This window comes from Roseateles sp. DAIF2 (genome assembly GCF_015624425.1).
GTDB lineage: Bacteria > Pseudomonadota > Gammaproteobacteria > Burkholderiales > Burkholderiaceae_C > Kinneretia.
Genome location: NZ_CP049919.1, coordinates 4,893,943 through 4,915,320, shown reverse-complemented (window position 1 = coordinate 4,915,320; position 21,378 = coordinate 4,893,943). Strand labels below are relative to the sequence as shown.

General features: G+C 71.7%; 18 protein-coding genes and 1 riboswitch. Of the genes, 1 reads left to right on the top strand and 17 read right to left on the bottom strand.

Translation table 11 applies throughout. The features are described 5' to 3' along the window. Nucleotides 1–3: 3 nt before the first annotated feature. The 17 genes from G8A07_RS22650 to pth form a co-directional block, all read right to left on the bottom strand. The gene (locus G8A07_RS22650) at nt 4–1,461 is read right to left on the bottom strand and encodes a cobyric acid synthase (RefSeq protein WP_249937103.1); all 1,458 of its coding nucleotides are present in this window, start codon (nt 1,459–1,461) and stop codon (nt 4–6) included. Next, nucleotides 1,458–2,465 (bottom strand): aminotransferase class I/II-fold pyridoxal phosphate-dependent enzyme, encoded by a 1,008-nt coding sequence (locus G8A07_RS22645; protein WP_249937102.1) that lies wholly within the window; start codon nt 2,463–2,465, stop codon nt 1,458–1,460. Before G8A07_RS22645 ends, G8A07_RS22650 begins: the two co-directional genes overlap by 4 nt. Then, nucleotides 2,462–3,388, bottom strand: coding sequence for an adenosylcobinamide-phosphate synthase CbiB (gene cbiB / locus G8A07_RS22640; RefSeq protein ID WP_195797915.1), 927 nt, complete (start codon nt 3,386–3,388; stop codon nt 2,462–2,464). The genes G8A07_RS22645 and cbiB overlap by 4 nt, the downstream gene beginning before the upstream one ends. An 11-nt stretch (nt 3,389–3,399) precedes the next feature. After that, nucleotides 3,400–3,969 carry a cob(I)yrinic acid a,c-diamide adenosyltransferase gene (gene cobO, locus G8A07_RS22635; RefSeq protein WP_195794197.1) on the bottom strand — a complete coding sequence of 190 codons (570 nt, stop codon included), beginning with the start codon at nt 3,967–3,969 and terminating at the stop codon, nt 3,400–3,402. Beyond that, nucleotides 3,959–4,636, bottom strand: a complete 678-nt coding sequence (gene bluB, locus G8A07_RS22630) for a 5,6-dimethylbenzimidazole synthase (protein WP_195794196.1) — start codon at nt 4,634–4,636, stop codon at nt 3,959–3,961. The genes cobO and bluB overlap by 11 nt, the downstream gene beginning before the upstream one ends. Before the next feature lie 10 nt (nt 4,637–4,646). Then, nucleotides 4,647–6,740, bottom strand: a complete 2,094-nt coding sequence (locus G8A07_RS22625) for a TonB-dependent receptor (protein ID WP_195794195.1) — start codon at nt 6,738–6,740, stop codon at nt 4,647–4,649. Then, nucleotides 6,737–10,753: a cobaltochelatase subunit CobN gene (cobN, locus tag G8A07_RS22620; protein WP_195794194.1), complete on the bottom strand. Its 4,017-nt coding sequence runs from the start codon at nt 10,751–10,753 to the stop codon at nt 6,737–6,739. Before cobN ends, G8A07_RS22625 begins: the two co-directional genes overlap by 4 nt. After that, nucleotides 10,750–11,091 carry a DUF2149 domain-containing protein gene (locus G8A07_RS22615; protein WP_195794193.1) on the bottom strand — a complete coding sequence of 114 codons (342 nt, stop codon included), beginning with the start codon at nt 11,089–11,091 and terminating at the stop codon, nt 10,750–10,752. Before G8A07_RS22615 ends, cobN begins: the two co-directional genes overlap by 4 nt. Next, complete coding sequence (locus G8A07_RS22610) at nt 11,088–11,549, bottom strand: MotA/TolQ/ExbB proton channel family protein (protein WP_195794192.1); 462 nt, start codon at nt 11,547–11,549, stop codon at nt 11,088–11,090. Before G8A07_RS22610 ends, G8A07_RS22615 begins: the two co-directional genes overlap by 4 nt. Further along, nucleotides 11,546–12,862 carry a cobyrinate a,c-diamide synthase gene (locus G8A07_RS22605; RefSeq protein ID WP_195794191.1) on the bottom strand — a complete coding sequence of 439 codons (1,317 nt, stop codon included), beginning with the start codon at nt 12,860–12,862 and terminating at the stop codon, nt 11,546–11,548. The genes G8A07_RS22610 and G8A07_RS22605 overlap by 4 nt, the downstream gene beginning before the upstream one ends. Nucleotides 12,863–12,866: 4 nt before the next feature. Beyond that, a complete protein-coding gene (locus G8A07_RS22600) occupies nt 12,867–13,640 on the bottom strand; it encodes an ABC transporter ATP-binding protein (protein WP_195797914.1) in 774 nt (257 codons plus the stop codon). Then, on the bottom strand, nt 13,640–14,638 hold the full coding sequence (locus G8A07_RS22595; RefSeq protein ID WP_195794190.1) for an iron ABC transporter permease: 999 nt from the start codon (nt 14,636–14,638) through the stop codon (nt 13,640–13,642). The genes G8A07_RS22600 and G8A07_RS22595 overlap by 1 nt, the downstream gene beginning before the upstream one ends. A gap of 153 nt (nt 14,639–14,791) precedes the next feature. Then, nucleotides 14,792–15,712, bottom strand: a complete 921-nt coding sequence (locus tag G8A07_RS22590; protein ID WP_195794189.1) for an ABC transporter substrate-binding protein — start codon at nt 15,710–15,712, stop codon at nt 14,792–14,794. After that, nucleotides 15,709–16,269, bottom strand: a complete 561-nt coding sequence (gene cobU / locus G8A07_RS22585) for a bifunctional adenosylcobinamide kinase/adenosylcobinamide-phosphate guanylyltransferase (protein WP_195794188.1) — start codon at nt 16,267–16,269, stop codon at nt 15,709–15,711. Before cobU ends, G8A07_RS22590 begins: the two co-directional genes overlap by 4 nt. Nucleotides 16,270–16,272: 3 nt before the next feature. Then, on the bottom strand, nt 16,273–18,171 hold the full coding sequence (locus G8A07_RS22580) for a TonB-dependent receptor domain-containing protein (RefSeq protein WP_195794187.1): 1,899 nt from the start codon (nt 18,169–18,171) through the stop codon (nt 16,273–16,275). A 111-nt stretch (nt 18,172–18,282) separates the two neighbouring features. Then, a riboswitch (cobalamin riboswitch) is annotated at nt 18,283–18,547 on the bottom strand. After that, nucleotides 18,544–19,014 (bottom strand): hypothetical protein, encoded by a 471-nt coding sequence (locus G8A07_RS22575; RefSeq protein ID WP_195794186.1) that lies wholly within the window; start codon nt 19,012–19,014, stop codon nt 18,544–18,546. (Overlaps the previous riboswitch by 4 nt.) Continuing rightward, the gene (pth, locus tag G8A07_RS22570) at nt 19,011–19,685 is read right to left on the bottom strand and encodes an aminoacyl-tRNA hydrolase (protein ID WP_195794185.1); all 675 of its coding nucleotides are present in this window, start codon (nt 19,683–19,685) and stop codon (nt 19,011–19,013) included. Before pth ends, G8A07_RS22575 begins: the two co-directional genes overlap by 4 nt. Nucleotides 19,686–19,977: 292 nt before the next feature. On the opposite strand from pth, the gene G8A07_RS22565 reads away from it, so the two are divergent. Further along, a complete protein-coding gene (locus G8A07_RS22565; RefSeq protein ID WP_195794184.1) occupies nt 19,978–21,375 on the top strand; it encodes a M20 family metallopeptidase in 1,398 nt (465 codons plus the stop codon). Nucleotides 21,376–21,378: the final 3 nt, after the last annotated feature.

Sequence of the window (21,378 nt, the reverse complement as noted above, 5' to 3'; positions counted from 1 at the left end):
GGTTCAGCGGATCAGCGACAGCAGCGTGCCGGGCCGGAAATGGGTGTCGACATAGTCGGCCAGGCCGTCGAAGACCTGGTCCAGGCTCTGGCCGCTCTGGCCGAACAGGGCCTGCAGCACGGCCGGCTGCTCGAACAGGCCATGCACGTAATGGCCCAGCACCGGGCCCTGCTGCCAGCCGATGGCCTCGCCGCGCTCGTCGCGCAGCGCGACGGATGCGAGGGGCAGGGCGGGATGCTGGGCGGTGCGGCCATGGTGGATCTCGTAGCCCTCGGCGGCCACATCGGCCAGGCCGGCCCAGGGCGCATCGAGCCGCTGCGCGAAGCGCATGCGGGTCGGGCGCAGCAGCTTCTCGCGCTCGAACTGGGTCACCAGCGGCAACAGGCCCAGGCCCGGCGCATTGCCGTCCAGCTGATGCGGGTCCAGGAGGGCCTCGCCCAGCATCTGCAGGCCGCCGCAGATGCCCAGCACCGGCCGGCCCGCGGCCGCATGGGCGGCGATCGCGAGGTCGAGTTTTTGTTCGCGCAGCCAGGCCAGGTCGGCGGCCACGGCCTTGGAGCCGGGCAGGATGATCCAGTCGGCGCCCGCCAGTTCGGCCGGGCTGCGCGCCCAGCTCAGGCGCAGGCCCGGCAGCGCGCGCAGCGGCTGGAACTCGTCGAGATTGGACAGGCGCGGATAGGCGACGATGGCGATGCGCAGGCCGCTGCCGCTGGCGCCGTCGTCGAACACGCCGTCTTCTTCCGGCAGGCCATGGCCGCGCCACATCGGCAGGGTGGCGAGGGTGGGCACGCCGGTCAGCGCCTGCAGCTGCTCGGGGCCGGGCGCGAGCAGGCGCGCATCGCCGCGGAAGCGGTTCAGCACAAAGCCCCGGATCAACGCGCGCTCCTCGGGCGGCAGCAGCTGGTGCGTGCCGTAGAGATGGGCAAAAGCGCCGCCGCGGTCGATGTCGGTGGCCAGCAGGCAGGCGGCGTTCGCCTCGCGCGCGGTGCGCATGTTCACATAGTCGCTGCTGTGCAGATTGATCTCGGCCGGCGAGCCGGCGCCCTCGATCACCACCAGCTCGTTCTCGGCCAGCAGCTCGTGCAGCGCGGCGCGGGCATGGGGCCAGAGCTTTTCGCTGCGTTCGCGCCAGGGCGTGGCGTTCAGCTCGGGATGCACCTCGCCCAGTACCACCACCTGACTCTTCGTGTCGGCCTCGGGCTTCAAGAGCACCGGGTTCATCCGCACCTCGGGCACGCGGCGCGCGGCCAGGGCCTGGAAATACTGGGCCGAGCCGATCTCGCCCATCTGGCCGGCAAGACCTGGCACCACGCGGGCGTTGTTGCTCATGTTCTGCGCCTTGAAGGGCGCGACTTTGAGGCCCTGGTCTGCGTACCAGCGGCACAGCGCGGTGGCCAGGAAGCTCTTGCCGGCGCCGCTGGTGGTGCCCAGCACCATTACGGCCTTGGCGATGCGTTTCATGGTTCGGACAGTTCCTTCAACAGGGCTTGCTGGGCCGGCGCCGGCAGCGCCGCCAGGCGCCACCAGCCCGGGGCCCCCAATGATGCGGCATCGCGCAGCTTGATGCCGGCGGCGCGCAGGCGCTGCACCGGCAGCGGCCGCGGCGGGCGGACCAGCCAGAAATTGGTCTGGCTCTCGCGCTGTTCCCAGCCGCGCCGCGCCAGCGCGCCGCGCAGCTGGGCGCGCCACAGCTGCAGCTGTTCACGCGAATGGTCCAGCCACAGCGTGGTGGCCGGCGCATGCCAATGGCCCAGCAGCGCCACGCCCTCGGCCGACAGCACCCAGCTGGGCGCCAGCGACAGGGCGCGCGCCCACAGCGCATCCTCGGTCGGCGCCAGCAGATAGGCGGCGCGCACGCCGGTCAGGCCCAGGGCCTTGTTGGGGCAGATCAGCTGCCAGCAGCCGGGCGGCATCGCGGGCGGCTCGCCGTCCAGGCGCAGCGCCTCGTAGGCCCGGTCCACCACCAGCAGCGCGTCGCCGCTGGCCGCGGCGATCGCCTGCAGGCGCGCGCTCGTCAGGCCGGCGCCGCTGGGGTTGTTCGGCTCGCAGACCCAGACCAGGGCCGGGCCCTGCGGCCGCGGCAGCTCGTCGGCGGCGTAGCCGAACACCGCCAGGCCCAGCGCGCGCGCCGCCAGCGCATAGTCGCCGAAGCCGGGGCTGGGCACCCAGACCTCGCGGCAGCCCTGCTCCAGCAGCGCGGCCAGGCTCAGGCGGCGGATCGCCTCGGCGCCACCGGAGGCGACCAGCACCCGCGCCGCCGGCAGGCCATGGGCGGCGCCGAGCCGCTCGCGCAGCGCGCCGTACTGCGGGTCCGGGTAGCGGCCGCGGTCGGCGTCCTGCACCGCGCGCAGCAGGGCCAGCGGCGGCCCCAGCGGATTCGCATTGGTCGAGAAGTCATGCTGGATGGCCGGGCCGCCATCGGGTCCGCCATGCTCGGGCAGCAGAGGCATCGGGTGGCCGTTCATGCTCGCAGGCTCCAGGCCAGCAGCATCAGCAGCGCCACGCTGCCCTGCAGCGCGCGGCCGGCCAGGGCCAGGGCCGGCGCCAGATGCGCGGCCGCCGGCGCGACGCCCTTGGTTTCGTTGAGGCGGTAGACGCCCGGCTTGCCCAGGCTCAGGCCCAGGCCCAGCGCCATCGCGGCCATCGGCCAGCCGCTGTTGGGCGAGGGCGTGCGCGGCGCTTCGCGGGCCAGTGCCGGCAGCTGCCGCAGCGGGATCATCATCAGCGCGGTCAGGCGCGCCGGGATCCAGGACAGCAGATCATCGGCGCGGGCCGCGAACTTGCCCGACCATTCGCGGTGGTCGCGGTAGCCCCACATCGCGTCCGCGGTGTTGGCGAAGCGGTAGAGCGCCGCGCCCGGCAGGCCGGCGATCGCGAACCAGAACAGCGGCGCGACCACCGAGTCGTTCAGGTTCTCGGCCAGGGTCTCGATCGCCGCCTCGCGCACTTCCGTCGCACTCAGGCGCCGCGTGTCGCGGCTGACCAGGCGGGACAGGCGTGCGCGGCCCTCGTCGAGCGAGCGTTGCAGCGCGGCCTCCACCTCGCGCACCTCGTCGGCCAGCAGCGCCCAAGCCAACAGCGGCTTCAGCAGCAGGCCCAGCGCCAGCGCGCAGGCCAGCAGACCCGGCCACGAGGCCCAGGGCTGCAGGCCCTGCATCAGCAGGATCTCCAGGCCCAGCGCGATGGCCGCGCAGAGCAGGGCGCCCAGCAGCCAGGCCAGCGCCCCGCCGACGAAGGCCGGCCCCGGCGGCAGGCGGCTCAGGCGCGCGCCGAACAGGTTCAGGTAATGCCCGATGCCGACCACCGGATGCAGCCGCGCCGGCGGTTCGCCGAACAGGCGGTCCACCAGCAGCGCGACCAGCATGACCAGGGGCAGCAGCAGGGGCATCATCGCGTGCGTCAATCCTCGATGCCTCGTTGGGCGGGAACACCAGCTTTGAAATGGTGCTTGACCATGCCCATCTCGGTCACGGTGTCGGCCAGATCGATCAGCTCCTGCGGCGCGCCGCGGCCGGTCAGCACCACATGCACATGGGCCGGCCGCTCGCGCAGGGCTTGCAGCACCGGCTCCAGCGCGACCCAGCCATAGCGCAGCGGGTACATGATCTCGTCCAGCACGACCAGGAAATGCTCGCCGGCGCGTATCGTCGCCTCGGCCTGTTCCCAGCCATGGCGGGCCAGCTCGGCGCTGTGGTCCAGATCCTTGCTCTTCCAGGAGAAGCCGTCGCCCAGGCCGACGATGGGCACGCCCAGCTGCTCGAACACGCGGTGCTCGCCGAAGCGCGCGCTGGGCACCTTCATGAACTGGTAGATCTTGACCGCCTTGCCGCGGCCATGGGCGCGCAGCGCCAGGCCGAAGGCGGCCGTGCTCTTGCCCTTGCCGTTGCCGGTATGCACCAGCACCAGGCCGCGGCGCTCGGCGGTGGGGATGATGCGCTCGCGATCGACCGGGGGTTTCTCAATTTCCATCTTGGACTTCTTCCTCACTCCAGACATCCTGCATCAGCAGGTCCGACAGGCGCCGGCCCTGGCGCCAGCCCTGCTGCTCCAGCATCGGCGCCTCGTAAAAGCGCTCGACCGGCCCCAGGCACAGCAGGCCCAGCGGCTGCGCGTCGGCGGGCAGGCGCAGCAGCGCGGCCAGCGCCGCCGGCTCGAACATCGAGACCCAGCCCAGGCCCAGATTCTCGGCGCGCGCGGCCAGCCAGAGGTTCTGCACGGCCGCGCCGGCGGAGCACAGGGCCATCTCGCGCGGCAGGGTGCGGCGGCCGAAGACCGTGCCGTCGTCCGGCGGCAGCACCAGGACCAGCAGCTCGGCGCAGTCGCGCAGGCCCTCGACCTTGAGGCGCAGGAACTCGGCGCTGCGCTCGCCCAGCGCCAGCGCGGTGGCCTGGCGCTCGGCCTCGACCAGGGCGGCGATGCGCTCGCGCAGGGCGGCATCGGCGACGCGGATCACGCGCCAGGGCTGCATCAGCCCGACCGACGGCGCCTGGTGCAGGGCCTGCAGCAGGCGCTGCAGCTGCGCCTTGGGCACGACCTGACCCCGCTGGAAATGCCGGGTGTCGCGGCGCAGCGCGATCGCGCGGTAGACCGCGTCGCGCTCGGCGGTGTCGAAGCGGTGCTGGGCGTCGTCGGCCATGGTCAGGGGCTCAGAAGCTGCCGCGCAGGCTGAGGCGCAGCGCGCGCGGTTCCATCGGGTGCACCAGGCGGCCCTGTATCCCATCAGTGCCTTCGCCGCCATCGCCACAGCCCGGGCCCTCGGCGCGGGTGCAGGCGGCGCCCCAGTACTCGATGTCGTTGGCTTTGGTGTCGAACAGGTTCAGCACGTCCAGCCCCAGCTGCCAGCGCTCGCTGAACTGATAGCCGAGGCGCCAGTTGGCGGTGAACACCGCCTTGGACTTGCGCGAGCCGGTCTCCTCCAGCGCATAGGCGCCCAGGTAGCGCAGCTTGAGGCCGCTGGACCAGGGGCCACCGGGCTGCCAGTTCAGCGACATCGAGGCCGAGACCGGCACCGCGTTGGGCACCTGCTTGCCCATGCCGAACTCGTTCTCGACCGGCTGCACGAAGCGCGCGCGCGACCAGGCGATGTCGGCGTCGATCAGCCAGTCGCGGCCGATCTGCACATCGTTGGACCACTCGACGCCGATGCGGCGCGAGGCGCCGCGCGCCTCGGTCACGCCGGCGTCGCCGACGAAGACCAGCTCGGAGGCCAGGTTCGCGCGCCACAGCGCCAGGCTGCTGGTCCAGTGCGGAGTCAGCTTGGTGCGCAGGCCCAGCTCGGTGCTGGTGGTGCGCGCCAAGAGCGGCAGGCGCTCGCTGGCGCTGCCGTCGGCCGGGTTGACCGTGGTGGTGGCGCCGCGCGCGTCGTTGGAGCGGAAGGCGCGCGCCCAATGGGCATAGGCCTCGGTGTCGGCGCCGGCGCGCGCGATCAGGCCCAGCTTGGGGCTGAGCTGCGACTGGCTGGCGCGGCCGCCGTTGTCCAGATTGAACTCGCCGCCGGTCGGTGTGGCCCGCGCGCGCAGGCTGTCCCAGCGCAGGCCGGCGACGCTGCGCAGCCCATCGGTCCAGCGGCTCTCCAGCTGCGCGAAGGCACCCAGGCTGCTCTGGCGCACGCGGTCCTCGCGCACGGTGTTGACGCGCTGGCGCTCCACCGTCTGGTAGAGGCCGACGCCGGCGATGCGGTCATGGCGCCATTGCAGGCCCCATTCGAGCTGCTGGCCGGCCGGCAGCAGGGCGGCCGGCAACTGCTGGCGGAGGTCGCCGCCGTAGACGCGGCGGTGATCCTGCTGCTCGATCTGGTCGCCCTCGGGGCCGCTGACGAAGCCGGAGAAATTCGAGAACAGGTTCAGCCGGTAGTCGATGGCCCAGAGATGCCCGCTCCATTGCCCGCTGCTGCCTTGGTTGTAGGCCCAGCCGGCGCTGAGGCTGCGGCGGTGCGTGCGGCCGCCGTCGCCGGGCTGCAGGGCTCCGAAGCGGCCGATCTCACCGCTCAGGATTGCGCGCTCGGGCACATGGTCGGTGGCCAGCCAGTCGGCGCTGTAGCTCAGCGCGTTGAGGTCCAGGCCGTTGCGCTCGTCGCCGCGCGACAGACGCAGCACGAGGTTGCGGCGGCGGATGTCCTCGGCCTGCTCCCAGGGGCCGTCGTACCGCGAGCCCTCGGCCGCGCCCAGCAGGGTCCAGCCGGCCAGCGTGGTGGAGCCGGCCGCCAGCGCGCGGCGGTAACCATGCGGGCCGGCGGTGAGCAGCGCATAGGGGCGCTCGACGGCGTTCATATAGCCGATGCGCGCGGCGCCGGTGGTGGCGAAGTCGCCGTCCTCGGCGTCGAAGGCGCCCTTGCGGTAGCGCAGGCTGTCGACCAGTTCCGGGATCAGGAAGTTCAGGTCCATATAGCCCTGGCCATGGCCATGACTGGGCATATTGACCGGCATGCCCAGCACGAAGCCGGCGAAGTCGCTGCCATGGTCCAGGTTGAAGCCGCGCAGGAAATACTGGTTGGCCTTGCCGTCGCCGCTGTGCTGGGTGACGGTCATGCCGGGCATGGCCTCCAGCAGCTCGGCCGGCCGCAGCAGCGGGCGCAGGGCCAGGCGCTCGACGCCCAGCTCACCCTCGGAGGCGCTGTCGGCCGCGCCCAGGGCGGCGCGGCCATGCACCTTGACGGTGTCGAGCTGCTGCTGGGCCTGGGCGGCACCGGCCAGCAGCAAGGCAGCCAGCGCGATCGGGGTCGGGTGGCGGAGCTTCTTCATGCGGGTGAGGCGGTGAGCAGGGGACGATGGCGGCGGTGCTGCCAGACCGCGCCCAGGCTCATCAGCAAGGCCATCGCGACCCAGGCCAGGGCCTGCGACAGGCGGTCCGCCAGCGGCGCGGCGGCGGGCTTCTGAGGTTCTTGGCGCTCCAGCAGCAGGCCGCGCGTCGGCGGCGGCTCGGCCGGGGCGGGCGCGGCCGCGGGCGGTGCGGCTTGCGGCGGCGGGGCGAGCTCGCGCACCGGCTGCGGCGTCTGGTCGGCGGCCCATTGGCGCACGCCGGCCAGTTCCTGGTGCAGCGGCGCCTCGTTCGTCAACACCCGGTAGCTGGCGGCCAGCTGCTCGCGGGTGGCGGCATCGGGCTTCCAGTAGCCCAGGCGCTCGGCCTGGATCATGCGCTCCAGCGCCTGCGCATAGGCCTGCTTGTTCTGCTGCAGCCACTCGGGCAGGCCGAGCTGCTGCTTATCGCGCACCAGGGTGTCGAACAGGCTCTGCCAATGGTCGGGGCGCACGGTCTCGGGCGCGATCGCCTGCCAGCCGAAGGTGTACTGCACGGCCTTCAGCACCTGCAGGGTGCCGGCCCAGCCCTCGGCCTGCTGGGCCTTCAGCCAGCCGGGATGCAGGTAGCGCGACTGCATCTCCAGCGCGACGCCGCGCGCCGCGCTCTCGGTATGGGTCTCGTTGGCGTCCTGCAGCTGGCTGACATGCAGGGTCAGGCCTTGCTTGCGGCCGGCCGCCTTGGCCGCCGCGGAGAGGCCGCCCAGGTACTGGAAGGGATCGTCCGAGCTGAGCATCGAATACAGATGCGAGCTGCGCGACATCAGCGCGGCGTCGCTGCGCTTCAGGTGTGCGCCCAGGGCTTGCGCCGCGACCGCGGGGCGCGAGAGCTTCAGCGGCTCGCCGTTGACATAGGGCTGGCTCATGCGCTGCAGGAACAGCTGGCCCAGGCGCCGGTCGTCGGCCTTCAGGCCATCGGCCTGCGCGGCCTCGGCGATGCCGGTGCCATAGTCGCCGGCGGCGTTGCCGAACACGCGCGCGCGGCCCAGGGCCTGGGCCTCGGCGGCGGACAGGCCCTGGCGGCGCAGCTCGGCCGCGACCGCGGCGCTGTTGCGCGCGACCACGCCGGCGGGCTCGGCCGCCGCGACCGCCGCGACCGCCTGGTCCAGCAGGTTCATCAGCGCCGGGAACTGGTCGCGGTAGGAACCGGTGATGCTCAGGAGCACGTCGACGCGCGGCCGTCCGTCCTTCAGCTCGGCAGCGGGCAGCACCTTGATGCCGCTCGGCCGGCCGCTGTCGTCCCAGACCGGGGTCACGCCCAGCGCCGCGAAGGCCTGGGCCTCCATCAGGCCCTGGTGGCGCAGGGTCTCGCCGGCCCACAGGCTCAGCGCCAGGCGCTTCGGTGCCTGGCCGGCCTTGGCCTGCTCGGCGTACCAGGTCTCGAACAGGCTTCGGGCCACCTCGTAGGCCTGCCTGGTCGGCAGTCGGTTCGGATCCAGGCCGGCCAGGTTGCGGCCGGTCGGCAGGCTGTCCGGATTGCGCAGCGGGTCGCCGCCATAGACGGCGGGCAGGAAGCGCCCGTCCAGCGCGGCCAGCAGGCCCGGCAGCTCGCCCTCGGTGGCCAGGCGCCGCTCCAGTTCCTGCGCGCGCTCGGCCAGCTTCAGGAGGGCCGGCGTGTCGATGGGCTTGCGCGCGGCGCGGTTCGGCACATGGTCTTCCGGCTCCGGCGGGCGGAGATCGAGCACGCTGGCGGCCTGCGCATCCTTCAGCGCGACATCCAGCCAGCGCGCGGGGCGCGAGCCGGCGACGCGCTCATGGTCGATCAGGAAGGCCTCGTCGATGTCCTCGCCCAGCGCGTCGATCAGCGGCTGGCGCAGCATCTGCAGGATGGTGGTGCGGCGGGCCATCGCGTCGGGCACCTGGCCGAACACCGCCAGGCCCTTGGGCTGCGAGCTCTGTGCCAGCCGGTCCAGCCAGGGGTGCAGCAGCTCCAGGAAGCCGGTGAAGTCCGCTGCGATCTGCTGGGCCGTCCAGCCCAGGTCGCGGTGCAGCTGGTGCTCGACGAACTGGGCCACCATCTGGCGCTCCAGCGCCTGGCGCGTCGGCCCCGCGTCCACCGTCTCCCATTCATGCATCAGCTCATGCATATGGGCCATGCGGGCGTTGAAGCCGGCCGGCGCGAAGCTGGGCGTGCGGTGGCTGACCATCAGCGCGCGGCCGCGGCGCTTGGCGGTCAGGCCCTCGCCGAGGTTGTCGACGATATAGGGGTAGATCACCGGCAGGTCGCCCAGCGGCAGCAGGGCCTCGTCCAGCACATCCAGCGCGCGCAGCTTGCCGTTGGCCCATTCCTGCGTGCCATGGGTGCCGAAATGGATCAGCGCGTCGGCCTGGCGCTGGGCCCAGAGGTAGGTGGCCAGGTAATGGTGCGACAAGGGCGTCTTGCTCTTGTGCATGAAGGGGTCCTGGCCGCGCTTGAGCGTCTCCTCGCGCGGCGGCTGCGGCAGCACGCTCAAATTTCCGCGCTGCAGGCGCGGGATCACGAAGACCCGGCGACCATCGGCCTGCTCGACGATGTAGCGGCTCTGCGCCGGCTCGCCCCATTGGGCGCGGATGCGGGCCTTCAGCACGGCCGGCAGGGTGGTCTCGAACCAGGCCTGGTAGTCGGCCAGCGGCAGCGCGGCGGCCTGGTCGCTGTCCAGCAGACGGCGCAGGTCGGTGTTCGGGTAGTAGGCGGCGATCAGCGGCTTCAGCCCGCTGATCCACTCGGCCTCGGCCAGCGGCCGGACCTGGTAGCCGGCGCGCTGCAGGCCCGTCGAGACCTGCTCCAGGCTGCGCGGCACGTTGAGGAAACTGGCGCCGAAATGGTCGCCGCCGGGCGGGTAGTTGTAGACGAAGGCCACCAGGCGCTTCTCGGCGGTGGGCTTGCTTTGCAGCGCGATCAGGCGCTTGGCCTTGGCGATCACCGCCTCGGCCTGGCGCGCGATCAGCTGCGGTTCGCGGCCCTTGTTCGCATGGGCGACGACCAGCAGTGGGTCGATCGCGCCGGCGCCCTCGGGCTGGGCGAAGTAGAAGGGCAGGTCGCTCATCGAGAGGCCGGTCTCGCTGCCCTCCCAGTCGGGCTGGCCGCCGGCGCCGTCCTTGGAGCGATATGGCAGGGTCTGCAGCAGCGGCGCGCCCCAGCGCTCGAACAGCGGTTGCAGCGCGCCGCCCTGCGGCAGCAACGCATGGTTGACGATGGCCGCGGCATGCAGCTTGCCGCCCGGCTCTTTCTCCATCAGCGGCGCCAGCGAATCGCCGGCCAGGTGCGAACTGAAGACAGCGTAGGCCAGCAGGCCCTGCTGGTCGAAGCGGCGCAGCCAGTCGTCGATCCAGGCGGTGGCGCCCTGCACGAAGTGATAGCGGTGCAGCAGCAGGGCGACGGCGGGGCGCCGGTCGCCGCGCGCCTCGGCCCAGCGGGCCAGGTCTTGCGCATTGGCGAACAGCTTCGGGGCGCCGTGCAGATAGACGCCGCGCTGCGGCAGCAGCACTGGGGCGGCCAGTTCGGGCACCGGCTGGCCGGCCAGCTGCGCCTTCAGCAGCGCGAAGGCGGCGCGGGTGTTGGCCACGCCGCCGGCCTGCAGATAGGCTCGCGCGCTGCGGTCGGCGGCCGCGGGCTCGCCAGCGGGAATCCAGGTGATGGGCTTGTTGCTGCCGGCGCTCTTCTTGAGCGTCTCGTCCAGCAGGCTGTGCAGCTTGGCCTCGACGCTGGCATGCGGCGCATCGACCCAGATCGCCTGGGCCTGGCCGGCGGCGCGCGCCAGCTCGCGCTCCTGCGCCTCGCTGAGGGTCGCGGTGCGCAGCGGATAGTCCAGCGACTTGACCGCGATGCCGGCGGCCGCGGCCTCGCGCTCGATCAGCGCATGGCGGGCCGGCGGCGTCACGTCCAGCGTGATCCAGAGCAGGTTCGTCGCGGCCTGGGCGGCGGCGGCCGCCACGCCGAGGGCCAGGCCCAACGCGATGCCAAGAAGAGGGCGCTTCATTGCGGCTTGGCCGTGCCGGTTGGCTCCCCTGCCTCCGGCACGTAGATGATGTTGCCGTCCTTCAGCTTGTAGGCGATGCCGGCGCGCACGCCCTGGCCCTCGCTGCTGCCGCCATTGCCCTTGTAGCGGATCTCCTGGCCGTTCTCGCGCACGACGATCTCCATATCGGGTTCGCCGGGCTTCTTGATGATGGTGACGTTCTCGTCGGCCGCGGACTGCTGCTGCAGCGCCACCGCGGTCAGCAGCGCGACGACCAGCACCAGGAACACGTCGACCAGGTTGACGGCCGACAGCATCGGGTCGTCGTCTTCCTCACCGAGGATGGATACATGCTTCATGCCAGGCCTCGCGTGGCGCGGATCGAGACCAGCTCGGCCATCAGCCAGCGGCGCTTGATCGAATAGGCGACCAGGCCGATGGCCGCGGCGGCCAGCGCCAGCACCACGCCGGCAAAGGCGCCGCTGAACACCGCCAGCGCCTGCTGGCCCTGGCCGGCGGCCACGCTCTGCAGGGCCGGGCCCAGCGGCACCATGGTGGCGATCAGGCCCAGCAGCGGGCTGACGCGGCCCAAGAGGCGCAGCGGCTCCAGCTGGTGCAGCACCTGCAGCTCGATCTCCTCGACCGGCTTGTCCTGATGGCGGGCCAGCGCGCGGTAGCCGGCGCGGCGGCGCTGCAGGCCCTCCATCGCGGTGGCGCCGGCCACCCACAGGGCGTAGATGAAACCGAGTCCGACGAGCACCAGCACCGGCCACAGCAGGGCCTGGGCGATCTGGGCGAAACCTTGTTCGAGCATCATGGTGTTGTGGTGTTCAGAAAGAACGCAGCGACGGCCTGCGGGTTGGAGGGAAAGTAATGGTGGAGATAGCTGGCGCGCAGCGGGCCCTGCTGATACAGGGCCTCGGCGGCCTTGCCACCATTGGGATTGCTGGCGCGCGCGATCGGCGCCAGCGGGGTCTCGAAGCTGGAGTAGTGGAAGGTGTGGCCGCGCAGCTCGCCCTCCGGCCAGGTGATCGCCTGCAGGCCCAGGCCGGCCAGGCGCTTGTTCAGCCGCGCATGACCGGGCAGCAGGCCGGCCATCGCATGCTCGCGCCCCTCGGCGTCCTCCAGGCTGACGGCCAGCGCCAGCATGCCGCCGCATTCGGCCAGCAGCGGCCGGCCCATCGCCAGATGCTCGCGCAGGCCGGCGAAGAAGCGGGGATTGGCGCGCAGCGCCGGTCCATGCAGCTCCGGGTAGCCGCCGGGCAGCCAGAGGGCGTCGCAGTCCGGCGGCAAGCCCTGACCCTCGATCGGCGCGAAGAAATGCAGCTCGGCGCCCAGCGCGCGCAGGCAGTCGAGGTTGGCCGGGTAGATGAAGGAAAAGGCCGCGTCCCGCGCGATGCCGATGCGCCGGCCCGCCAGCAGCGGCGGCAGGGCCGGCGCATCGGCATGCTCGGAGAAGTCGACCGGCTGGAACTCGAAGCCGCGCGTCGCCGCGCCCCAGGCCTGGGCCCAGTCGTCCAGCTGGGCGTCCAGCCGCGGCAGCTCCAGCGCCTGCACCAGGCCCAGGTGCCGCTCGGGCAGGGCCAGGTCTTGCCGGCGCTGCAGCGCGGCGACCAGGGGCAGGTCCTCCGGCAGGCCCTCGGCCACCATGCGGCCATGGGCCTCGCTGCCGACGCGGTTGGCGACCACGCCGCACAGGCGGATGCGGCCGCGCCCGTACTGCTGCAGGCCCAGGGCCAGCGCGGCGAAGGTCTGGGCCATGCCGCCGGCGTCGATCACCGCCAGCACCGGCAGGCCGAAGGCCTCGGCCAGGTCGGCGCTGCTGGGCGCGCCGTCGTAGAGGCCCATCACGCCCTCGACCAGGATCAGGTCGGCCCCTTCCGGTCCTTGCGCGGCCTCGGCCAGCAGGGCGCGGCAATGCTCTAACCCGCCCATGAAGAGGTCGAGCTGGTAGACCGGTGCGCCGCTGGCGCGCTCCAGCACCATCGGGTCCAGGTAGTCGGGGCCGGTCTTGAAGACGCGGACCTTCTTGCCGGCGTTGCGCGCATGGCGCGCGATCGCGGCGGTGACGCTGGTCTTGCCCTGGCCGGAGGCCGGGGCGCTGATCATCAGGGCGGGACAGACCGTCATCGTCTCAAGCGTTCAATGCGATCCAGCGGTCGGCGACCTGCAGGATCTGGAGTCGGTTGTGGAACACCTGCTGCAGCGCGGCATGGGTGGCGGGTTCATGCGGGGCGCCCTGGTGCACGATGCGGCCGGCATCCATCACGACCAGGTGGTCGGCCTGCAGCGCGATGTTCAGCTCGTGCAGCACCGAGACCACCGCGGCGCCATCCTCGGCGACGCGCGTGCGCACGATCTGCACCCAGTCGCTCTGGTGCGGCGGGTCCAGATGCGCCAGCGGCTCGTCCATCAGCAAGAGCGGCGCCCGCACCGCCAGCGCGCGCGCCAGCAGCACGCGCTGACGCTCACCGCCGGAGAGCCGGCCCAGCGGGCGCTCGCGCCAGTCCCAGCTCTGGGTCTGGCGCATCGCGTCCTGGACCGCGGCCTCGTCCGCGGCGCTGGCCGGGGCCAGCCAGGCCTGGTGCGGCAGGCGGCCCAGCATCACGACGTCGAAGGCGCTCAGCTCGTCGGCGCTGACCTCGTTCTGGCCCAGCCAGGACAGCTGGCGCGCGCGCTCGCGCGCCGGCCAGCCGGACCAGGGGCGCTGGCGCAGCTGCAGCGTGCCGTCGAAGGGCAGCAGGCCGGCCAGCGCGCGCAGCATCGTCGACTTGCCGGCGCCGTTGGGGCCGACCACCGCGGTCCAGGCGCGCGGCGCCGGCGCGAAGCGCAGCGGGTGCAGGATGGTGGTGCCGGACAGGCGCAGCGCGCGCAGGTCCAGCTCCAGCGATGGGGCGCTGCCGGCCATCATCGCGCGCCTCCGCGCGCCTGACGCCGGTGCATCAGGTACAGCAGATAGCTGCCGCCCAGCAGCGCGGTGATGATGCCCACCGGCAGCTCCTGCGGCGCGATCACCCAGCGCGCGCCGATATCGGCCGCCAGCAGCAGCATGCCGCCGGCCAGCGGGGACAGCAGCAGCAGGCCGCGATGCGTGATCGCGCCCCAACTGCGCACCAGGTGCGGCGCCACCAGGCCGACGAAGGCGACCAGGCCGCATTGCGCGACCGCGGCGCCGGTGGCTAGCGCCAGGGTGCCGATCAGCAGCAGGCGCACCAGCGGCAGGCGCACGCCCAGCGAGCGCGCGGTGGCCTCGCCCAGGCTCAGCGCATCCAGCGTGCGGCTGCAACCCAGCGCGACCAGCAGGCACAGCGCGAAGGCCGCGGCCATGATCTGCACCGCGCTCCAGCCCACATAGCCGGTGCTGCCCAGCATGAAGGCCTGCATCGCGCGCATGATGTCGGGGTTCATCAGGGTCAAGAGGGCCGAGCCCGAGCCCAGCACCACGCCGACCACGACGCCGGCCAGCAGCAGGCGCAGGGTCTGCTCGACGCCGCGCGCCAGCACCAGGGTCAGCAGCACCGCCAGCACCGCGCCGGCGAAGGCCGCACCGGTCATGCCGACGCGCAGGGCCAGCGCGGTGGCGGCCGGCGACAGGCCCAGCAGGAACAGCAGCGAGGCCACGCCCAGCGAGGCGCCGGCCGAGCAGCCCAGCAGATAGGGATCGGCCAGCGGGTTGCGGAACAGGCCCTGGGCCACCGCGCCGGCCAGCGCCAGCAGCGCGCCGGCAAGCCAGGCGCCGGCCGAACGCGGTGCGCGGATGTCCCACAGGATCATGGACATGGCCGGGTCGGTCGCCGCGCCCAGCCAGGGGCTCCAGCCGGTGCTGCCGATCGCCAGCCCCAGCGCCAGCAAGGCGGCGCTGCCGGCCAGCAGCAGGGTCAGCCAGATTCGGTGACGGGCGCTCATGACCAGATCCTTCGGATGGGATTTGCGGGCCGAGCGCCGGGCCGCTCCCAAGCCGGCCCGCCATGGCTTGCGCTGGTCGGTCGACCCGACCAGCACGGGCCGTCCCCGCGGGGGACCGGCCAAGGTACTCCTTGGACGAGGGGCTGGCTCATTTCAGCGCATCCCGCCCGGTGGCGCGTTGAAGGGTGTTGTCGGCCAGGGCACGGGGCCCGTGGAGGCCTGGCGCAGGCAGCGCGCCATCAGCGCGGCGGCCTCGGCCATGCGCGGGCCGGGGCGCACCAGCACATCGGATTCACCGGGCACCCAGACGCAGATCTTCTTGTCCTTGACCGCGCGGATGCCGTTCCAGCCCGGGCGCTGCGGCAGGCCATGGGCGCTGCGCTGGCCGACCATGATCAGCTGCGGATCGGCGCGCACGACGAACTCGGGGTTCAGCTTGGGGAAGGGGCCCAGCTCGGCCGGCACGATGTTCTTCGCGCCCAGGCGGTCCAGGATCTCGCCGATGAAGCTGGCGCGGCCGGCCGCATAGGGCGCGGCATCGACCTCGTAATAGACGCTCTGCGCGCGCGCCGCCGCCGGCAGCTGCTGCGCGCTCTGCGAGATCGCGCCGTCGATGCGGTTCCAGATGCGGCGCGCGTCGTCGGGCTTGCCCAGCACCAGGGCCACCTTGCCCAGCACGCGCTGCACATCGGCCATGCTCTTGGGCTCCAGCGCGATGACCTTGATGCCCAGCGCCTCCAGCCGGTCGATCACCCGGGCCGAGACGCCCAGCAGCACCACGTCGGGCTTCAGGGCAATCAGCGCCTCGATGCCGGTGTCGTCCAGCCCGCCCAGCTTGGGCAGGGCACGCACGCTGGCCGGGAAATCGGAAAAACGATCGACGCCGACCAGCTTGGCGCAGTCGCCCAGCTCGCAGACGGTCTCGGTCAGCGAGGGCAGCAGGCTGACGATGCGCTTGGGCACGGCGGGCAGGGTGATGCTGGCGCCGCGGTCGTCCTTCAGCGCGATGGGAGCGGCCGCCTGGGCCAGGCCGGCCAGCGCCAGCAGCACACTCGCAATCAGGGTTCTTCTCATCGTTTCTCCACCGCGCGGGTCCAGGCCTGTCCGGCCACCATCAGGGTCAGGTCTTGACAGCGCTGGGCCACGGCCTGGTTCAACCGGCCCAGCTCGTCCACATAAAAGCGCGCCTCGCGCGTCATCGGGCTGACGCCCCAGCCGACCTCGTTCGAGACGAAGACGACCGGCGCGGGCAGGGCGGGCAGCGCCTCCAGCAGGGCCTGGCGCTCGGTCTCCCAGGCGGCCAGGTCGGGCGCACCTTCTTCCATCGGCATCAGCCAGTTGGTCAGCCACAGCGTGAGGCAGTCGACCAGCAGCAACTGGCCCGGCACGGCGGCCTCGCGCAGCAGCGCCGCCGTCAGCGCCAGCGGCGCCTCGACGGTGGCGAAGCCCGCGGGCCGGTCGGCCCGGTGCCGCGCGATGCGCTCGCGCATCTCCGCATCGAAGGCCAGCGCCGTCGCCACCACCGTGACCGCGCCGCCCGCGCGCTGCCAGGCCAGCGCCAGGCGCTCGGCCTCACGCGACTTGCCGCTGCGCTGGCCGCCGACGATCAGGTGGTGCGAGGCGTCGGCCATGGCTCAGAGCTTCGGGGTGTAGCGCAGGCCGACGAAGAACTGGAACGGGGCGTTGGCGTAGCCAAGTGCTGTCTCGTACTTGCGGTCGAAAGCGTTCTCTAGCTTGAGCTGCAGGCGCAGTTCAGGATTGATGCTGTACTGCGCGTCCAGATCCATCGTGGCGTAGCCGCCCAGTCTGGCGCCGGTTCTGAAGCTGTCTGTTCGCTGACCGCTTGCCCACAGCTGAGCGCCCAAAGCCCAGCCGGCCAGGTCGGTCTCGGCGCGCAGCGTGCCATGGGTCTTGCTGCGGCGGGCCAGGATTCTTCCGTAGTTCTTGTAGCCTACGCGCTCGGTCACGTCCTTGGGGGATTGCAGATCCAGCGAGCCTGACAGTCGCACCGAAGCCAGCACGGTGTTGCCCCTCAGGCTCAGGCCTTGCAAGCGCGCCTGGCCGACGTTCTCGTAGCAGCCGGAGCTGCCCTTGCAGGGGCCGGGGGCGCCGAACACGATCAGATCGTCGATCAGATTGCGATAGGCCGTGAGGCTGGCGCCATGGACGCCCTGCGTGAAATGCAGACCGACTTCCGCGTTCCTGCCTTGCTCGGGTTTCAGGTCGGGCTTGCCGTACTCGCTGAAGCGCTGATAGAGCGACGGGGCCTTGAAGGCCGTGCCATAGGAGGACAGCAAGCGCCATTGCGGGGTCAGCTGGTAGCCGGCCGCGATGGTGCCGTTGTTGCTGCTGCCGAATTCACTGTCGCGATCATGGCGACCGTGGACTTGCAGCGAGAGCGGGCCGGACGCCCAGAGATAGCCCAACCCCACCGCGTCCTGATGGCGGTCAGCCTTGCCGTTCAACACGCTGGTGTTTTCCAGCTTGTCCTCGCGGCGCTCCAGGGCGCCGTTGAGCTGCCCTCCGCCGAGCTTGTAGCTGCCGTTGAATGCGGTGCTGCGGGTGCGGGTTTCGGTGAGGTAGGGGTTGGGTTGGGTCTCGTACTTGTCAGTGGACTCGCCGATACTGACATTGGTGCTGAAGTCCGGGCTCCATTGCGCTGACCAGCTGCCGCGCAGGGCGCGTGCGGCATTCAGGTTGCGGTCATCCACCGTGGGACGAGCGCTGGCGTCGTACTGGCCTTCGACATGGCTGTTGAGGCCGGACAGCTCCACCCGATGCTGGCGATTGAGCTGGGCGCCGACGCGAATGCTGACGCTGCGGCTGCTGTAGCCATCGATGTCGGGCTGATAGCGCAGGTCGGGAGTACCGGTGACCGGGCGCGAGTTGAAGCCGGTGCTGCGCTCCCTGGCCGCCGAGACGGCGTAGTCGAAGATGCCGCTCATCCCGCTGAGGCTGGCATCGAACTTGGCCAGGCCGAGGTTTCCACCACCGATACCCAGTTCCAGCTGGGGTGCACCTTCGCCCTTGCGCGTGAAGATCTGCACCACGCCGCCGATGGCGTCGGAGCCGTGCACGGCGCTGGCTGCACCGCGCACGATCTCGATGCGTTCGATCTGGGCCAGAGGGAGGGATTGCCAGGACGCGCCATCGGTGCGCTGCGAGTCATAGGGCACGCCGTCGATCAGGACCATCGTGTGACGGGTTTCGGCGCCGCGCACGAACAGGCTGGTGCTGGCGCCGATATTGCCGTTGCGCACCATTTCAAAGCAGGCCTGGCTGCGCAGCAGATCGGCGATGCCGCCGAAGGCCTGGCGCTCGATGTCTTCGCGGGTGATCACCGTGGTGTCGGCCAGCACCTGGCTGAGCAGCTGCGGACTGCGGCTGGCGGTGACGACGACGGGATCAAGACGATTCTGCTTGTTCTGCGCCTGGGCAATGGAGGAGGCCAGCAGGGCGAGGCCGATCGGGGCGAGGCGCAGCGCAGCGCGAGACGGGCGTGCAGCAGGGCAGCGCCGGGCGGGGGACTTCATCGAGAAATGGACCTAGGTATTGTGTCTGTCCAGGACGCCAGCTTCCCCGCAGGCTCCTGTGAAACGACATACCGGACCTAGGGCGCGCTTTTTTGAGGGGCCTCGCCTGCGTCCGGTGCATCACCTGTTGGCCGGTATCCGGGCTGGTGGAGGCGACAACCCCTGCTTCCTTCCCAGCGCTGCTGTTTGACGAGCGCCAGTGGATTTCTTGTGCAGGCGTTGAGACGGCTTGCCGCGAGGGCCATGCCGCCTGTCCACTTACCGTTGCGGGGACAGCTCAGGTTAGGTCCGCTCCGTGGGAGCATTCCCTCCTGATTCCCGTTTAACTGCGCGGATCCGAGAGACCCGCACGAGCACCAACAGCGCGGGATTCTAGCCGGACGTGTTGGCGTTGGTCTGCGGCGGCTTGGGCTTGTGGGTCTTGGGCTTCTTGGTCTTGAGCGGCTTGGGTGGCGCGCTGGCCGCGCCCTGGGCGGCATCGGGTGGAGGCGACTGCTTGCCGCGGCCATGGATGCCGATCGCCTGCTGCTGCCTGGCCTGCTGCGCCTCCAGGCGCTGGCGGTCCCGCTCCAGCTCGCGGGCCAGTTTCGCCTCGCGCGCGGCGATGCGCCTGGCCTCGGCGCTCTGGGCGCTGCTCGGCTGGTCGTAGTCGATGCGCTGCTGGCCCGGGGTTCCGGCGCCGGACTCGGGGCAGGGCGCATCGCGCAGCTCGCGGCCCTCGGGACCGCAGCGCCAGACCTGGGTGCTGCGCCGCTCGGTCTGCGCCATCGCCACTGCCATCGCGCCGCCGGCCATCAGCGCGATGGCGATCAGGCGGCAGGCGAGCGGCGACAGCGGGTTCATGATGACGATGGCGATGTAGGCGGCGGCGTGGATTCCGGTGCGGCTTCGGCGTTTGCAGCAGGCTTGGGCGGCTTTGGCGGCTTGGGCCGCGGCGGCTTGGCGTGGATCTTCATCATCGCGCGATCCATCTCGCCTTTCAGCATCAGATCGACGGCCTCCAGCGACTTGGCGACGCAGTCCTCGATCTTCTCGCGCTCGGCCTGCGGCGGCTTGCGCAGCACATAGGCCGCCACCTCGGCCTTGACGCCGGGATGGCCGATGCCCAGCCGCAGGCGCCAGAAGTTCGGCGAGCCGAGCTGGGCCTGCATGTCCTTCAGCCCGTTGTGGCCGCCGTTGCCGCCGCCCTGCTTGAACTTCATCTCGCCGGGGTCGATGTCCAGCTCGTCGTGGATGGCCAGGATCTCCTCCGGCGCGATCTTGAAGAAGCGCGCCAGCGCCGCGACCGACTTGCCGCTGAGGTTCATATAGGTCATCGGCTGCAGCAGCCAGATCGGGCCGGCGGCGCCGGGCGCGTTGTTGATGCGCGCGACCAGGCCGTGATAGCTGCGGTCCACCTGCAGGGAGCCGCCGAGGCGGCGGGCCAGCGCGTCCACCCACCAGAAGCCGGCGTTGTGGCGCGTGTCCTCGTATTCGGGGCCCGGGTTGCCCAGGCCGACAAAGAGTCGAATCATGGGCGCGATTATCGCCAGGGCCTGTTGGCGCTACGGCAATGGGTCGCGTTGTGCGCAGAGAGGCCGCAGGCTAGGCGCAAACCGCAGCCGGGTTCGGGACCCGGCGAGGCTTTGCAACAACGCATGCGGCCTCTCTGCGCACAACCCTTCGGGAAAGCCCGACACAGGGGCCACTCGTTGTTGCCGCGCTGGCCCGCACGTCAGTGCGGGCGGCGCGCCGCGCCTAGATTCGCCCCTGTGTCGGGCTTTCGCGACCTATTGCCGTAGCGCCAACAGGCCCTAGCATGGAGTGATGGACCGCCGCCAACTCCTCGCCCAGACCGACCTGGCCGCGCTGCAGCGCACGCTCGCGCGCCGCGTCGCCATCCCGACCGAGAGCCAACAGCGCGAGCGCGCGCCCGAGCTGCTGCGCTATCTGGAGGCCGAGCTGATCCCGGAGCTGCGCGCGATGGGCTTCGCCTGCGAGCTCTGGGACAACCCGGTCGCCGGCGCGCCGCCGATGCTGTTCGCCGAGCGCATCGAGGACCCGGCCCTGCCGACTCTGCTGAGCTACGGCCATGGCGATGTGGTGCCGGGCGACGAGGGCAAGTGGAAAAAGGCCGCCTCGCCCTGGGTGCTGGAGGCCAAGGACGAGCGCTGGTACGGCCGCGGCGTGGCCGACAACAAGGGCCAGCACAGCCTGAACCTGCAGGCCCTGGCCCAGGTGCTGGCGGCGCGCGGCGGGCAGCGCCTGGGCTTCAACGCCAAGTTCCTGTTCGAGATGGGCGAGGAGGTCGGCTCGCCGGGCCTGAAGGCGCAATGCGAGCGCCAGCGGGAGCGGCTGGCGGCCGATGTGTTCATCGCCTCGGACGGCCCGCGGCTGGCCCAGCAACACCCGACCCTGTTCCTCGGCTCGCGCGGCGTGCTGAATTTCGACCTGGAGCTGGACTTGCGCGAGGGCGCGCATCACTCGGGCAACTGGGGCGGCCTGCTGGCCAATCCCGGCGTCATGCTGGCCGCGGCGATCCACAGCATCGTCGACGCGCGCGGCGTGATCCGGGTCGAGGCGCTGCGGCCGCCGCCGATGCCTGCGGCCGTGCGCGCGGCATTGGCCGAGGTTCAGCCCGGCGAGCCGGGTGGTCCGCGGATCGACCTCGACTGGGGCGAACCGGGACTGACACCGGCCGAGCGGGTATTCGGCTGGAACAGCATCGAGGTGCTGGCCTTCAAATGCGGCAACCCGGACAAGCCGGTCAATGCGATCCCGCCGCGCGCGCTGGCGAACATGCAGATCCGCTTCGTCGTCGGCCGCGATCCGGCGAGCTTCCTGCCGGCGCTGCGCGCGCATCTGGATGCCCAGGGCTTCGAGCGGGTGCAGCAGCGCCAGGCCGGGGCCGAGATCATGAACGCGACCCGGCTGGACCCGGACAGCCCCTGGGTGCGCTGGGCGCAGGCCTCGCTGCGCGAGAGCACCGGCGTGGCGCCGGTGCTGCTGCCGAACCTGGGCGGTTCGCTGCCCAACGACTGCTTTGCCGAGGTGCTGGGCCTGCCCACGGTGTGGGTGCCGCATTCGGTGCCGACCTGCAGCCAGCATGCGCCGGACGAACATCTGCCGGTCCACACGCTGGCCGAGGGCCTGCGCATCATGGCCGGCCTGTTCTGGGATCTGGGGCAAGGGTGGCCCGCCGGCACCAGGGCGCGGCGGGCCTGAGCC

Excerpts from the sequence above, each read along its gene's own strand:
- G8A07_RS22650 (WP_249937103.1), bottom strand. The coding sequence starts at position 1,461 with ATGAAACGCATCGCCAAGGCCGTAATGGTGCTGGGCACCACCAGCGGC.
- G8A07_RS22645 (WP_249937102.1), bottom strand. The coding sequence starts at position 2,465 with ATGAACGGCCACCCGATGCCTCTGCTGCCCGAGCATGGCGGACCCGAT.
- cbiB (WP_195797915.1), bottom strand. The coding sequence starts at position 3,388 with ATGCCCCTGCTGCTGCCCCTGGTCATGCTGGTCGCGCTGCTGGTGGAC.
- cobO (WP_195794197.1), bottom strand. The coding sequence starts at position 3,969 with ATGGAAATTGAGAAACCCCCGGTCGATCGCGAGCGCATCATCCCCACC.
- bluB (WP_195794196.1), bottom strand. The coding sequence starts at position 4,636 with ATGGCCGACGACGCCCAGCACCGCTTCGACACCGCCGAGCGCGACGCG.
- G8A07_RS22625 (WP_195794195.1), bottom strand. The coding sequence starts at position 6,740 with ATGAAGAAGCTCCGCCACCCGACCCCGATCGCGCTGGCTGCCTTGCTG.
- cobN (WP_195794194.1), bottom strand. The coding sequence starts at position 10,753 with ATGAAGCGCCCTCTTCTTGGCATCGCGTTGGGCCTGGCCCTCGGCGTG.
- G8A07_RS22615 (WP_195794193.1), bottom strand. The coding sequence starts at position 11,091 with ATGAAGCATGTATCCATCCTCGGTGAGGAAGACGACGACCCGATGCTG.
- G8A07_RS22610 (WP_195794192.1), bottom strand. The coding sequence starts at position 11,549 with ATGATGCTCGAACAAGGTTTCGCCCAGATCGCCCAGGCCCTGCTGTGG.
- G8A07_RS22605 (WP_195794191.1), bottom strand. The coding sequence starts at position 12,862 with ATGACGGTCTGTCCCGCCCTGATGATCAGCGCCCCGGCCTCCGGCCAG.
- G8A07_RS22600 (WP_195797914.1), bottom strand. The coding sequence starts at position 13,640 with ATGGCCGGCAGCGCCCCATCGCTGGAGCTGGACCTGCGCGCGCTGCGC.
- G8A07_RS22595 (WP_195794190.1), bottom strand. The coding sequence starts at position 14,638 with ATGAGCGCCCGTCACCGAATCTGGCTGACCCTGCTGCTGGCCGGCAGC.
- G8A07_RS22590 (WP_195794189.1), bottom strand. The coding sequence starts at position 15,712 with ATGAGAAGAACCCTGATTGCGAGTGTGCTGCTGGCGCTGGCCGGCCTG.
- cobU (WP_195794188.1), bottom strand. The coding sequence starts at position 16,269 with ATGGCCGACGCCTCGCACCACCTGATCGTCGGCGGCCAGCGCAGCGGC.
- G8A07_RS22580 (WP_195794187.1), bottom strand. The coding sequence starts at position 18,171 with ATGAAGTCCCCCGCCCGGCGCTGCCCTGCTGCACGCCCGTCTCGCGCT.
- G8A07_RS22575 (WP_195794186.1), bottom strand. The coding sequence starts at position 19,014 with ATGAACCCGCTGTCGCCGCTCGCCTGCCGCCTGATCGCCATCGCGCTG.
- pth (WP_195794185.1), bottom strand. The coding sequence starts at position 19,685 with ATGATTCGACTCTTTGTCGGCCTGGGCAACCCGGGCCCCGAATACGAG.
- G8A07_RS22565 (WP_195794184.1), top strand. The coding sequence starts at position 19,978 with ATGGACCGCCGCCAACTCCTCGCCCAGACCGACCTGGCCGCGCTGCAG.